Below are 12,831 nucleotides of genomic sequence, written 5' to 3'. Positions count from 1 at the left end.
GCTTCCGCTGATGGGAAGCTGAGTAAAGTCAAGGGTTTCGCAGTGTCGAGGCACAACGAGCAACATGAACGCACGGTGATGGCTCCGGCCATCTGCGCGGGCGTGGGCGTGCATTCGGGCCGCCATGTGCGCCTGTCGCTGCGCCCGGCTGCGCCCGGCCATGGCATCGTTTTCGTACGCACCGACGTGCAGGATCGTGACAACCGCATCCCGGTTTCGGGCGAGGCCGTGCTGGACAGCCGCCTCAACACCCTGATCGGCAACGAGGCGGGCGTGACCCTGGCCACCATCGAGCACCTGATGGCAGCCTTCTGCGCTCTGGGCATCTCCAATGTGCTGGTCGAGGTGGACGGGCCGGAACTGCCGATCATGGACGGCTCGGCCCTGCCGTTCGTGCAGCTGCTCGATCAGGCCGGTTTCCGCCGCCAGCAGGCCCCGCTGCGTCACATCGAGGTGCTGGAGCCCATCGTGGTCGAAGAGGGCGACAAGCTGGCCGCCCTGCTGCCTTGCGATCGTTACGAGATGTTCTTCGAGGTGGCGTTCGACTCTCCGGTCATCGGGCGTCAGTGCGTGGACTTCGTGGTCGATGAACAGACCTTCCGCGACGAGATCGCTGCGGCGCGCACATTCGGCTTTGCCCACGAGGTCGAGGCCCTGCGCCGGGCGGGTCTGGCCCAGGGTGGCAGCCTCGAGAACGCGGTGGTCATCGAGGGTGACACCATCCTCAACCCCGGCGGCCTTCGCATGGAGCGCGAGTTCGCCCGTCACAAGGCGCTTGATGCCATCGGCGATCTCTATGTGCTGGGCGCCCCCCTGCTGGCGCGTTATGAGGGGTGCAAGTCCGGCCATGCGCTGAACAACAAGCTGGTCAGGAAGCTGCTGGCCCAGCCCGAAAGCTGGCGCACGGTCACACGCATGCCCGCCCTTCAGGCCTCGGCCTGAGCACCCGTCACGCCCTGACAATCACCGAAATCATGCGTCCGTAGTCGGCCTCGCCGCGATGGTGCGCGCGCCGGTTCGAGAAGAAGCGCGCCTCATGGGCCAGGGTGTCGTGACCGCTCCAGGCGCAGTGCTCGACGCCCGCCAGATTCAGCCGCCACAGGCCATAGCCCGGCAGGTCGAACAACAGCTTGCCTTGCACGCCGGGCCGGGGGCGAAAGAACCGCTCTGCAGTGGCATCGCGGGCAAGGAACGGCGCGGCAAAGTCCTCGCTGACCTCATAGCTGTCAGGGCCGATGCAGGGGCCGACCACGGCACGCAGCGCAGGGCGGTGCGCGCCTTCACTCACCATGGCCTCGACCGTGGCCTCGATCACGCCCGACAGCGCACCTTTCCAGCCCGCATGGGCCGAGGCCACCACACCGCTTTGGCTACAGGCCAGCAGCACGGGCGCGCAGTCCGCCGTCAGTGCCCCGCAGCCAAGGCCGAGTTCCCGCGTGACGAGGGCGTCGGCATGGGGCCGCGTCCCCTGCCATGGCCCCCGCACCACCACGGCGGTGGGCGAGTGGACCTGGTGGGCGCTGAGCAGGTGTCCGGTGTCCAGGCCCAGATGGGCGGCCACGCGGCGGCGGTTCTCGCTGACGTGCGCCGGATCATCGCCCGATCCCGGCCCGCAGTTCAGCGAGGCATAAAGACCGCCGGACACGCCGCCTTCACGCGTGAAGAAGCCATGGCGAACGCCGGGGATGTCGAGCAGCGGATGGCGGACGGGGCGCAGCATCTACTGAAACCCCGGCAGAGCGAGGCTGCGCGGCGAGAACAGGGCTACGGCCTTGAACAGCTCGCCCATCTGGTCGGGCGCAGTCAGGCGCGCAAGCTGGCGCTCGATGGTTGGGGCGCGGGCCGGATGGTGGCCGATCAGGGCGGCGGCGCGCTCGCGGATGCCGAGGCGGGTCAGGAATGCGCCCTGGGGCACGCAGCCCGACACGTCGACGCCGCCGCGCAGGGCCGCCTCCATCACGGCGGGAAAGTCCGCCCAGACCGTCAGGTCCGCCTCGCCGGGCCGGTGCAGGGGATCGACCTTCTGATGGCGGATCAGGCCCTGGAAGGTGTCGCCGGGGCCGGGGTGTTCGCGGCCATAGTCGATCAGCAGGGCCGCGCCGGAAGTTCTGGCGATCAGCCCGGCGAGGGCACCGGCAAAGCGCGCCTGCGCCTCGGAAATCTCGACGATCTGGCCGTCCTCGACCGGAAAGGGCGGGCGCACGAAGCCCGCCGTGGGCGCGCTCAGCCCGAACACCAGCGCTCCGGCCTCGTCCACGCCGACGCGCCGCTCGAACCAGCGGCCATCGCGGCGCAGGAACTGGCGGGCGGGCATGCAGTCGAGCACCTCGTTGGCGATCAGGATCACCGGGCGGTCCGGCTCGATGGCATCGAGCGAGGGCACCCAGTGCGGCACGGGCTCGAGCGCGCCGAGGCGGCGGGCCTGAATGGCGCGTAGCGGGGCGCTGGGCTCGATCAGGGTCAGGCGCGCGGCCTCGAGGAAGGCCGGCGACAGGGACGCGGCACGCAGGGCATCGGCCATCAAGGTGCCGTCGCCGGGGCCGATCTCGATCAGGTGGAAATGGTCGGGCGCACCGAGCGCCTGCCAGGTTTCGAGCGCCCACAGGCCGATCAGTTCTCCGAACATCTGGCTGATGAGCGGCGCGGTGATGAAATCCCCGCCTTCGCCCAGCGAGGGCCGGGTGGCGTAATAGCCGCCCAGCGGATCGTGCAGGCAGCGCGTCATGTAGTCGGCTACGCTGATCGGCCCATCCTCGCGGATGTCCCGCACGAGGCGCTCTTGCAGGGAGGCTGCCATCACGCCCCGGCCGGCTGGCTCCCGCGTGCGCGCCAGACCAGCCACGCCCCGACGAAGATCATGGGGATCGACAGCATCATGCCCATGGTCAGACCCAGCGGGAAGTCGGGCATGAAATAGTCCGGCTCGCGCACCGTCTCGAGCAGGGCGCGCGAGAGGCCATAGCCCAGCAGGAACAGGCCGGTGATCAGGCCGGGACGGGCCAGGCCCTTCATCTTCCAGATCACCCACGACAGCAGCACGAACAGCAGCAGGCCCTCCAGCGCGGCCTCATAGAGCTGGCTGGGATGGCGCGGCGCCTCGCCTGCGGGGCAATAGCCATAGGTCGCGCGGATGGCGTCGTTACAGAAGCGCACGGCCCAAGGCACGGTGGTCTCGCGGCCCCACAGCTCGCCGTTGATGAAGTTGGCGATGCGCCCGAAGAACAGCCCGATGGGCGCCACCGGCGCCACCAGATCGCCCAGCGACAGAAGACTGATCTTCTGTGCCCGCGCATAGATCACAATGGCCAGAGCCACGCCGATCAGCCCGCCGTGGAAGGCCATGCCTCCGGTCCAGATCTGGAAGATCTCCAGCCGCTCGCCCCACGAGTTGCCGGTGAAGATCTGGGCGAACATCGACGGGTCGTAGAACAGCGCATAGCCGAAGCGCCCGCCCAGAATGATGCCGAGCGTGACCCACAGCACCAGATCGTCGAGCTGGGGCGAGGTGACGGGCGGGCGGTTGGGCAGCCACAGGGCCTCGCGCTTGATCAGCGAGGCGGCATAGCGCCAGCCCAGCAGGATGCCCGCGACATAGGCCAGCGCATACCAGCGGATCGCCAGCGGGCCGATGCTGATCAGGACGGGATCGAACTCGGGGAAGGTCACGGCGCGATAGCTCCCGCTGGGGTGATGTTCAAGCCCCCGTTTAGCAAGCGTTGCCGCGCTCGTCGCCCCATGCGGCAACTAAAATTCCGACACGCGGCACGAAGCGCCGTCTTTTCGCCAAAGCCCTCGCCATAAGGATTGAGCGCACAGATCGGGGACATCGTTCGCATGGGCTGTCTTGCCGCGCGCTTTGCGGGCAAGGGTTCGTTTACCATATGGAAACCTCGGTTAATCAGCCTGACAGGCACGCATCCCTGGGTGCACAACCTGACGGGTCCGCTTCGGAGCTTAGAGGCACATGCAGACGCGCAATCCCTTTCTCGACGAGATGGCCAAGCTGACCACCGGCGCCATGGGCCTCGCCCAGGCCGCTGGCGATGAGGCACGCGCCGCCATGCGCGCCCAGGCGGACCGCATGGTCGCCGACATGGATCTGGTCCGCCGCGAGGAGCTGGACGTTCTCAAGGCCGAAATCGCCGCCCTGCGTTCCGAGATCGCGGCCCTCAGCAAGCCCGCAGGGGGAAGTTCCCGCAGAAAATCTCCCCCCCAGGAAGATGCCGGTTGAGCCGAATCTGCGAACATCCCTACTGTAATCCCAGCAAGGGCGAGTCGCGCCCGGAGGCGGTGAACAGATGAACGAAGTCCGACCCGACGATCTCGATGTGGTCTATGACCCGCTGGACGTGGTCGAGAACGTTCTGACGGCCGAGAACCTGCCGTTCGACCGCACCGACGACGGAGACCTGGCCTTTGCACTGGGCGGCCAGTGGAAGGACTACGAGCTGTGGTTCGCGTGGCGGCCCGAGGGCGACTGCCTGCAACTGTGCTGCTCGCTGGACCTGCGCGCCACCAAGTCGCGCCGCGCGGCGGCCTTCGAGATGGTGTCGCTGATCAACCAGCGCACCTGGCTCGGCCACTTCGAGGTGTGGAGCGAGGACGGCGAGATCGTGTTCCGTCACGCGCTGGCCCTGCCTCACGGCGAGCGCCCGACGCTGGGTCAGGCCGCGTCCATGATCGATGCCGCCATCGAGGCCGCAGACCGCTACTATCCGGCCTTCGACTTCATGATCCGCGGTGCCAAGAGCCCGTCCCAGGCCATCGACGCCTGCCTGTTCGAGACGGTCGGCGAGGCTTGAGCCCGATGGGCGCTGCGCCCGTTCTTCTGGTCGGATGCGGGAGACTCGGCGCGGCCATGCTGCGCGGCTGGCTGGCCAGCAAGACACTGAAACCCGCTGATGTGACCATCATGGCACCGCGCGTGAACGCGGCCATGCAGGGCTTTGCCGCACAGGGCGTGAGAGTTGAACCGGCCCCGCAGTGGCGCGCGCGCACTGTGGTGCTGGCCGTGAAGCCCAAGGTGGGTGCCGACGCGCTGAAATCGGCCCTGCCCCTTCTGGCGGACGATGCGGTGGTCGTCTCGGTCATGGCCGGAGTGCGCGCCGCCAGCCTGACACCCTTACTGAAACCCGGCCAGAGCCTGGCGCGCGTCATGCCCAGCACGGGCACGGCCCATGGCGCGGGCGTCGCCTGCCTCCATGCCGAGTATGCGCGCGCGCGCGATCACGCCGAGGCCCTGTTCGCGCCCATCGCCACGGTGATCGGGCTGGAGCGCGAGGATGATCTGGATGCGGCCACGGCCCTGTGCGGCTCTGGCCCCGCCTTAGTGTTCGCCCAGGTCGCAGCACTGGCGAAGGGGGCCGAGGCGCTCGGCATCGCGCCGGACCTCGCTGCCCGAATGGCGCGCGCGACCCTGACATCGGCGGCGGCCAGCGTGGCCAATGATCCGCGCACACTCGACGAGCTGATCGCAGAGGTGGCCTCGCCCGGTGGCACCACGGAGGCGGGGCTCAAGGTGCTGGCGGGGGCGCTCGAGCCACTGATGAAGGATGCCGTGGGTGCGGCCCACAGGCGGGCTGGCGAGCTGTCGGAAACGTCCTAGGGACGCAGGGTCCGCAGGCGCCGCGCCGTGATCTCGAAGGCGCGCAGGGCATCGCTCCAGACCCCGCCTGCCTGAACCTGCGCCAGATTGTCGGTTTCCCAGCCCGCCTCGAAGCTGAGTTCGCGCCCGTCCGGCCAGCGCAGCCGCACGTGCAGCCGCGCCCCGCCGATGCCTATCGACTCGAGCACCGACAGGCCCGGCGTGCGCAGGGCCTGGGCGCGGGTGGGCCGGTTGGGCCGGGCATCGAGGATGGTGATGGCGATGGTCGCATCACTCAGGTGGGGATTGGTGCCCACCGCGCGCTCGGCGCGTTCGCGCAGCTGATCGCCCAGCCAGGTGATCTCGCCCTCGCCGATGTCGGCGGCGCGGGCCAGCAAGGCGGGGCCGGGTGTGACGGTCATGGGGCCATGGCTCGCCTCGGCCGAGGGCTGGGCGAGAGCGGCGGCGGGCATGATGCCAGCGGCAGCGATCAGCACCAGCGCCATGGCTGCGCTTATGCGGGCTGTGGACGCGAGCGGTTTCATGAAAGCCACCTTGCCTGCGCCGGCGCCGGGCCGCCAGTGGCGGAAGCGAAAAGTGAAGTGCCTCATCCGCCGCGCAGCGGAATGCGGATCAGGGCCTTGAGCCCGCCCATGTCGCTGTCGTCCAGCAGCAGCTCTCCGCCGTGCGAGCGCGCCACGTCCCGCGCGATGGACAGGCCGAGACCCACACCCTTGGTGTTCTGGTTGCGAGATGGGTCGAGGCGCGCGAAGGGCCGCAGGGCTTCCTCGCGCAGGGCGGGCGCGATGCCCGGCCCGTCGTCCTCGACGCTCAGCTCAAGCTGGCCCGACGGGGTGATGCGCGCGCCAAGGCGGATGGTGCGGGCGTGATTGGCAGCATTGGAGACCAGATTGGCCATGGCCCGGCGAAAGGCGAGGGGGCGAAGCTGGGCGCGCAGGCTCTCGTCCCCGCTGACCGAAACCTCGGCACCCAGCGCGCGGGCATCCTCGGCGGCACGCGCCAGCAGATCGCGCACATCGACCGCTTCCTCCGCCTCGCCCGCCTGACCACGCGCAAAGGCCAGATATTCGTCGATCATGTGCTCCATCTCGTTGAGATCGCTTTGCATGGCCTCGGTCTCGACACCGGGCGGCGAGAGGGCGAGCGCGAGGCGCAGGCGGGTGAGCGGCGTGCGCAGGTCGTGGCTGACCGACGCCAGCAGGGCGGTGCGCTGGTCGATGTGGCGGCGGATACGCTCTCTCATGTCGATGAAGGCGTGGGCCGCCGCGCGCACCTCGCGCGCGCCGTGGGGCTTGAAGCCGGGCAGGTCCACGCCGCGCCCGAACGCCTCGGCCGCCTCGGACAGCCGCTCGATGGCGCGCACCTGATTGCGGATGAACACGATGGCGACCGAGCCCAGCAGCAAGGTGGCCAGCGCCAGCCACAGCACGAAGATGTGGGCCTGAGAGGCAAAGGCCCGCTCGCGCGGGGCGATGAAGCGCAGCACGCCCTCGGGCTGCTGGACCTGAATGTCGATGTAGGCCGGATAGCGGGTGGTATCGAACCAGTAGGGATCATCGAGCCGCGCATCGAGGGCCGCGTTCAAGGTGCGGTCCTGGGCCGTGAACAGGGAGGTGCGCCGCGAGGTGGGCAGCGCGCGCCCCACCTGAAGCGCGATGGAGAGCTGCATGGTCTGCTCGGCGCGCTCGGCAAGGCGTTGCAGCGTGGCCTCGTCGGGCTCCTCGCGCCAGCTTTCGACCATCCAGGCGATCTCGCCTGCAAGGCTGTCGGACAGGCGCGCTGTCACGGTCTGCCAGTGCGCGTCGAAGAAAGACCATGTGACCGCCACCTGCATCAGGAACACCGGCAGCACGATGATCAGCAGGGAGCGGCCCCACAGCGTCTTGGGCAGTGTGCGCTTGATGGCGCGCCGCCATAGGGGCGGGAAGGGGATGCGAAGCGCCATGCTCGGGGCCCGCTCAGTCGGGCGCGAGCATATAGCCCACTCCGCGCACGGTCTGCAGATAGCGCGGGTTGCGCGGATCGTCCTCTATCTTGCGGCGCAGGCGCGTGACCTGCACGTCCACGGCCCGCCCGCTGGCATCGGCGGTGTCGGGCGAGAGCTGATAGCGGTCCACCGCACCGTGGGCATTGAGGGCGAGGGTCTTGAGAAGCTGGGTCTCGGCCTCGGTCAGACGCACCGGCCTGCCCTCGCGCGACAGCTCGAGGCGCTCCAGATCGAACAGGCACTCGCCCATCTTCACCTCGCGGATCGGCGTCTGGCGCGGGCCAGCACGGCGCAGGATCGCCTCGATGCGCAGCACCAGCTCGCGCGGATCGAAGGGCTTGACCATGTAGTCGTCCGCCCCGAGCGAGAGCCCCTGCACCCGGTCGTCGGCCAGATCGCGCGCGGTCAGGATCAGCACCGGCGTGTTTGAGCTCTGGGCACGCTTGCGCACCCAGTCGGTCAGGGAGAAGCCGTCCTCGCCCGGCATCATGACGTCGATGATGATCAGATCGAAGTCTAGCAGGTCCATCAGCCGCTTTGCCGCGCCCGCATGGGCGGCGGTGGTGACGCGAAAACGCTCGCGCGCCAGATACTGCTTGAGCAGCTCGCGGATGCGGTCGTCGTCATCCACCACCAGCAGGTGACGGCCCGCCATGCCGTTGGGATCGGTGATCATGACGCGATTTCCCGGAAAAGGCACCGCTTTGGCAAGCCCGGCGTTGACCGCGCCGTTTGCGGGCGATCAAAGTGAAGCGCGCCCGCGCGGCAGAGGAGGCGGATAATCAATGACCCTGGTTCCCTTCAACGACCGTGACGGATGGATCTGGCTGGATGGCGACTTCGTGCCTTGGCGTGAGGCCAACACCCATGTCCTGAGCCATGCTCTGCACTATGGCTCGTCGGTTTTCGAGGGGGAACGCAGCTATGGCGGCCGGATTTTCAAGCTGACCGAGCATACCGAGCGGCTGCACCGCTCGGCGGCCATCCTCGATTTCGAGATTCCGTGGTCGGTGGAGCAGGTCAATGACGCCTGCCGCCAGACCTGCGAGAAGATGGGCCTTGAGGACTGCTACGTGCGCCCCGTCGCCTTTCGCGGGCCGGAGCAGGTTTCGGTGACGGCCTTCGGCACGCGCACGCGCCTGGCCATCGCGGTGTGGGAGTGGCCTTCCTATTTCGATCCCGAGATCAAGCGCAGGGGCATCCGCCTCGACTGGGCCAAGTGGCGCAGGCCCGATCCGCGCACGGCCCCGTCCGAGGCCAAGGCGGCGGGCCTCTACATGATCTGCACCCTGTCCAAGATGGATGCCGAGCGGCGCGGCTATGCCGATGCCATGATGCTGGACTGGCGCGGCTTCGTGGCCGAGGCGACGGGCGCCAATGTGTTCTTCGTTCGCGATGGCGAGCTGCATACGCCGCCCGTAGATGCGATCCTCAACGGCATCACGCGCCAGACCGTGATCGCCATGGCCGAGGCGAAAGGCGTGACGGTCCATGTGCGCGACATCGCGCCCGCCGAGCTGGCCAGCTTCAGCGAATGCTTCCTGACCGGCACCGCAGCCGAAGTGACGCCGGTGTCCGAGATCGGCGAATACCGCTTCACGCCCGCCGATCTCACCTTGTCGCTGATGGACGACTACGAGCGGCTGGTGCGCGCGGCCTGAACCGGCCGGGTCAGGACTCCCGGTCAGGCTCGCCGGATTGCGGGTCGGGCCGGACCGTGGTTTCCGGCGTCACATAGGTGGTGCGGCGCGGGCGGGCGCGCTTGCGCCTGTGGATCAGCAGCCAGGCAATCGGCACGACGATCAGCGCCAGCGGCAGTATGGCGGCGAGCACGAGGATCAGAAGACCGAGGCTGGAGGTGAAGGTCTGCAGTGACTGTTCCAGCGCGCGTTGCAGCGGTCTGAGGGCACTGTCGGGCGCGATCTGTCCGGCGGAGGTATAGCTGATGTTCACCCTGGACGTGGCAACGCGGGTGCCGAGGGTCTGCATGCTTGAGCGCGCCGCATCCAGCTCGCCCTGGACGCGCGCCAGTTCCCGCTGCACCTCGAGCAGTTCCTGCAAGCTGCCCTGGCGCGTGGCGAGCAGTTGTTGCAGGCGGTCGCGAAGGGCCGTCAGGGCGGTGATGCGCGCTTCGGTGTCGATCATGGAGCGGGTTAGATCCTCGCCCTCGACGCCCTGGTGCTCGATCCGGCCGTTCTGGGCCTCCACCTCCGAGGCAAGTCCGCTGCGGAAGCGGGCCACGAAGGCGGGCGAGCCGCGAAACTCGACGCTGCCCTGCACATGATCGCGTCCGATCTGACGGGTGTCGACGCGCAACAGCTCGCACTGGCCCGGACCGGCACCGACACAGGCCGCCTCGTGCTGCTGCATCAGGGTGGAGACACGGGCGGCGGGCAGGCTGAGCCCATAGTTGTAGGCATAGGCCATGCGGGTGGCGGGGGCCGGTGCCTGCTCGCCCTCGCCACCGTCCGCCATGGGGCGCGAGGCATCAGCCTGGGGGGCCGTGGCAGGCGCGAACCCTTCGGTGGCGATCTCGGGCGCGCCGCTGTCTCCCTCGCCTTCGCAAGCTGCCAGCAGCAGGGCAGTGCCCGCACACCATACCAGCAGCATCCGGGTGGGCGTCATGCGTCTCTCCATGGTTTGGAACCCCTCGCGTAACGCGGCTCAATGAAACCGTCGATTGCGGCAGCGGTGGGGCCGTTGCGCGACGGCATGGAGTCGGTCCGCACGGGGGCGGGTGTGCCTGTGCCGCGTCCCCTTGTCAGGGGCGGGCGATGGGTGCAAAGCGGCTGGTGACACTGATCGGGGGGATGACGTGCTGCTCAATCTTCAGAGCCTGCTGGGGCTGCTCGGCGTGATTGGCGCATGCTGGCTTCTGTCCGAGAACAAGAGGCGCTTTCCCGCCCTGCTGGTGCTGGGGGCGGTGTCGGTCCAGATCGGCCTGATCCTGTTCTTCTTTGCCCTGCCCAGCTCGGCCGTCGTGCTCAATGCCATCTCCGGCACCATAGCGGCCCTGGCCAATGCGACCGCGCGCGGCACCCAGTTCATCTTCGGCTATCTGGGCGGCGGGGCGCAACCTTATGCAGTCGAGAACCCCGGCGCCCTGTTCGTGTTCGCCTTTCAGGTGCTGCCCCTGATTCTGGTGATCTCTGCCCTGTCCGCCCTGCTGTGGCACTGGCACATCCTGCGCTGGATCACGCGCGGGTTCGGCCTGCTGTTCCAGAAGACCATGGGGCTGGGCGGCGCCTCGGCCCTGGCGGTGGCGGCCAACATCTTTCTGGGCATGATCGAGAGCCCCATCGTCATCCGCGCCTATCTGGACAAGCTGACGCGCTCGGAGCTGTTCATGCTGATCGTGGTCGGCTTCTCGACGGTGGCGGGTTCGACCATGGTGGCCTATGCGACCATTCTGGCACCCACCATGGCGAACGCGGCAGGCCATGTGCTGGTGGCCTCGATCATCTCGGCCCCCGCAGGCGTGATGCTGGCGCGCATCATGGTGCCCGAGACGCCGGGCCAAGGCGGGGCCTTTGCCGATTATCGCTCGGCCCTGCGCTACGACAGCGGCATCGACGCCATCGTCAAGGGCACGGCGGACGGCCTGATGGTGGTGCTGAACATCTCGGCGGTGCTGATCGTGTTCGTGTCGCTTGTGGCGCTGGTCAATCTGGTGCTCGGCAATTTCTGGCTGCTGGGCGAGCCGGTCACGCTGGAGCGCCTGCTGGGCTATGCCTTCGCGCCCATCGCCTTTGCCATGGGCATCGAGTGGCGCGACGCGCTCACGGGCGGCTGGCTGCTGGGCGTCAAGCTGACCCTGACCGAGTTCGTGGCCTTCATCGAACTGGGCAATGTGCCTGCCGACGCCATCTCGGCGCGAACCCGCATGATCATGACCTATGCCCTGTGCGGATTTGCCAACATCGGATCGGTGGGCATTGTGGTCACGGGCCTGTCGGTGCTGATCCCTCAGCGGCGCGAGGAGGTGCTGGCCATGGTGTGGAAGGCGCTGTTCGCGGGCTTTCTGGCCACCATCCTTTCGGCCTCGGTGATCGGCCTCTTGCCTTCGGCGGTTTTCGGCGCATAGTTTCGATTGGAAACTATCGGGAGGCTGACCATGAAGCTCCATGACACCCTGCGTGCGCCCAATCCGCGCCGTGTGCGCTGGCTGATGGCGGAAAAGGGCATCGGGGACATCGAGATCGTGCAGGTCGACCTGTTGTCCGGCCAGCACCGCACGGCTGAATATCGTGACAAGGTCGGCGCGCCTCACGTGCCCGCGCTGGAGCTGGACGACGGCACCTGCATCTCGGAGTCGCTGGCCATCTGCCGCTATCTGGAGAGCCTCTACCCCGAGCCGAACCTGTTCGGGCGCGACGCGCGCGAGCAGGCGGTCATCGAGATGTGGACGCGCCGCGTCGAGATGTATCTGGCCACGCCCATGATGCTGACGGTGCGCTTCTCGCACCCGGCGCTGGCCGCGCTGGAGGCCCCCAGGCCCGAGGTCGCCGCCTATAACCGCGAGGGGGCCGAGCGCTACATGAAGGTGCTGGACCGCCATCTGGCCGGGCGCGAATTCATCGCTGCCGACCGCTTTACCATCGCCGACATCGTGGCCGTCACGGGTATCGACTTCGGGCGTCTGATCAAATACCGCCCGCCCGAGGAGCACGGCCATCTGGGCCGCTGGCTGGAGGCGTGCCGCGCCCGCCCGGCGGCAAGGGCGGGGCTGGACGCCTGATCGGGCCTTAAGGGCGTTAAGTCCTGCTCTCGAACTTCCTGATCACGCCCGAGAAGGTCATCACGATGCGCTCGCCGCTGTGGATCTGGCCGCGCACGAAGATCAGCGAGCGGCCCGCGCGCACCACCTCGCCGGTGGCCTCGACCAGCTCGCCCTCATAGGCCGCGTCGATGAAGGTGGAATCGAGCTGCACCGTGACGCCCGAGCGGCCCTCCATCTCCTGATAGGCGGTCTGGAACAGGGCGATGTCGGCAAAGGTCATCAGACAGCCGCCGTGCATGCGCCCGCCCGCGTTCATGTGCTTGGCCTCGGCGCGGAACGCACAGCGCATGCGCCCGTCCGGGTCGGGGCGGAAGTAGAACGGCCCCACCACCTGATCGAATGTGCCTTGCAGGTCATAGGTCTGCCAGCCTGCGAACTCGCCCTCGCTGACGGTGATCCTTGCGACCATCCCTTTGTCTCCGACTCGAAATCCCTGTTGCGACGCAGCATATAGGACCA

The 12,831-nt window shown here is 68.2% G+C and carries 15 protein-coding genes; 7 read left to right on the top strand and 8 right to left on the bottom strand.

Features of this window, described 5'->3' with window-relative positions:
• Positions 1-78 precede the first annotated feature (78 nt).
• On the top strand, positions 79-942 hold the full coding sequence (lpxC, locus tag ACK4E3_RS04280; RefSeq protein WP_409696844.1) for a UDP-3-O-acyl-N-acetylglucosamine deacetylase: 864 nt from the start codon (positions 79-81) through the stop codon (positions 940-942).
• 7 nt (positions 943-949) lie between these two features.
• On the opposite strand, the gene pgeF is transcribed toward lpxC, so the two are convergent.
• Genes pgeF through lgt form a run of 3 tightly spaced genes read right to left on the bottom strand, consistent with a single transcriptional unit; the run spans position 950 to position 3,666 of the window.
• Positions 950-1,720 carry a peptidoglycan editing factor PgeF gene (gene pgeF / locus ACK4E3_RS04275; protein ID WP_409696842.1) on the bottom strand — a complete coding sequence of 257 codons (771 nt, stop codon included), beginning with the start codon at positions 1,718-1,720 and terminating at the stop codon, positions 950-952.
• The gene (locus tag ACK4E3_RS04270; protein ID WP_409701061.1) at positions 1,721-2,797 is read right to left on the bottom strand and encodes a class I SAM-dependent methyltransferase; all 1,077 of its coding nucleotides are present in this window, start codon (positions 2,795-2,797) and stop codon (positions 1,721-1,723) included. It abuts the gene before it with no gap.
• The gene (gene lgt, locus ACK4E3_RS04265) at positions 2,797-3,666 is read right to left on the bottom strand and encodes a prolipoprotein diacylglyceryl transferase (protein ID WP_409696839.1); all 870 of its coding nucleotides are present in this window, start codon (positions 3,664-3,666) and stop codon (positions 2,797-2,799) included. Before lgt ends, ACK4E3_RS04270 begins: the two co-directional genes overlap by 1 nt.
• A gap of 298 nt (positions 3,667-3,964) precedes the next feature.
• Between lgt and ACK4E3_RS04260 the strand changes: the two genes are divergently transcribed.
• From ACK4E3_RS04260 to ACK4E3_RS04250, 3 genes are all read left to right on the top strand, one after another.
• The gene (locus ACK4E3_RS04260; RefSeq protein WP_409696837.1) at positions 3,965-4,231 is read left to right on the top strand and encodes an accessory factor UbiK family protein; all 267 of its coding nucleotides are present in this window, start codon (positions 3,965-3,967) and stop codon (positions 4,229-4,231) included.
• Positions 4,232-4,298: 67 nt separating this feature from the next.
• On the top strand, positions 4,299-4,802 hold the full coding sequence (locus ACK4E3_RS04255; RefSeq protein WP_409696834.1) for a YbjN domain-containing protein: 504 nt from the start codon (positions 4,299-4,301) through the stop codon (positions 4,800-4,802).
• A 5-nt stretch (positions 4,803-4,807) separates the two neighbouring features.
• Complete coding sequence (locus tag ACK4E3_RS04250) at positions 4,808-5,605, top strand: pyrroline-5-carboxylate reductase family protein (protein WP_409696831.1); 798 nt, start codon at positions 4,808-4,810, stop codon at positions 5,603-5,605.
• Here ACK4E3_RS04250 and ACK4E3_RS04245 read toward each other — a convergent pair.
• The 3 genes from ACK4E3_RS04245 to ACK4E3_RS04235 form a co-directional block, all read right to left on the bottom strand.
• Positions 5,602-6,129, bottom strand: coding sequence for a hypothetical protein (locus ACK4E3_RS04245; protein ID WP_409696828.1), 528 nt, complete (start codon positions 6,127-6,129; stop codon positions 5,602-5,604). The two genes, ACK4E3_RS04250 and ACK4E3_RS04245, sit on opposite strands and share 4 nt — an antisense overlap.
• Before the next feature lie 62 nt (positions 6,130-6,191).
• Positions 6,192-7,550, bottom strand: a complete 1,359-nt coding sequence (locus ACK4E3_RS04240; RefSeq protein ID WP_409696825.1) for an ATP-binding protein — start codon at positions 7,548-7,550, stop codon at positions 6,192-6,194.
• A gap of 13 nt (positions 7,551-7,563) precedes the next feature.
• Positions 7,564-8,268, bottom strand: coding sequence for a response regulator (locus ACK4E3_RS04235; protein WP_409696822.1), 705 nt, complete (start codon positions 8,266-8,268; stop codon positions 7,564-7,566).
• Positions 8,269-8,377: 109 nt separating this feature from the next.
• On the opposite strand from ACK4E3_RS04235, the gene ACK4E3_RS04230 reads away from it, so the two are divergent.
• The gene (locus ACK4E3_RS04230) at positions 8,378-9,253 is read left to right on the top strand and encodes a branched-chain amino acid aminotransferase (RefSeq protein ID WP_409696819.1); all 876 of its coding nucleotides are present in this window, start codon (positions 8,378-8,380) and stop codon (positions 9,251-9,253) included.
• A gap of 10 nt (positions 9,254-9,263) precedes the next feature.
• Here ACK4E3_RS04230 and ACK4E3_RS04225 read toward each other — a convergent pair whose 3' ends face one another.
• A complete protein-coding gene (locus tag ACK4E3_RS04225) occupies positions 9,264-10,217 on the bottom strand; it encodes a DUF4349 domain-containing protein (RefSeq protein WP_409696816.1) in 954 nt (317 codons plus the stop codon).
• A gap of 190 nt (positions 10,218-10,407) precedes the next feature.
• Here ACK4E3_RS04225 and ACK4E3_RS04220 point away from each other — a divergent pair, with 190 nt between their 5' ends.
• Together ACK4E3_RS04220 and ACK4E3_RS04215 are read left to right on the top strand one after the other, a co-directional pair.
• Positions 10,408-11,676, top strand: coding sequence for a NupC/NupG family nucleoside CNT transporter (locus ACK4E3_RS04220; protein WP_409696813.1), 1,269 nt, complete (start codon positions 10,408-10,410; stop codon positions 11,674-11,676).
• Between the two features lie 30 nt (positions 11,677-11,706).
• A complete protein-coding gene (locus tag ACK4E3_RS04215) occupies positions 11,707-12,330 on the top strand; it encodes a glutathione S-transferase family protein (RefSeq protein WP_409696810.1) in 624 nt (207 codons plus the stop codon).
• A 16-nt stretch (positions 12,331-12,346) separates the two neighbouring features.
• Here the strand turns inward: ACK4E3_RS04215 and ACK4E3_RS04210 are convergent, their stop codons facing one another.
• A complete protein-coding gene (locus tag ACK4E3_RS04210; RefSeq protein ID WP_409696807.1) occupies positions 12,347-12,781 on the bottom strand; it encodes a PaaI family thioesterase in 435 nt (144 codons plus the stop codon).
• Between the last annotated feature and the right edge of the window lie 50 nt (positions 12,782-12,831).

Source organism: Brevundimonas sp., assembly GCF_046299595.1.
Lineage (GTDB): Bacteria > Pseudomonadota > Alphaproteobacteria > Caulobacterales > Caulobacteraceae > Brevundimonas.
Note: the sequence above shows the minus strand (reverse complement) of the source record. Positions and strands in the feature narration are given on the sequence as shown.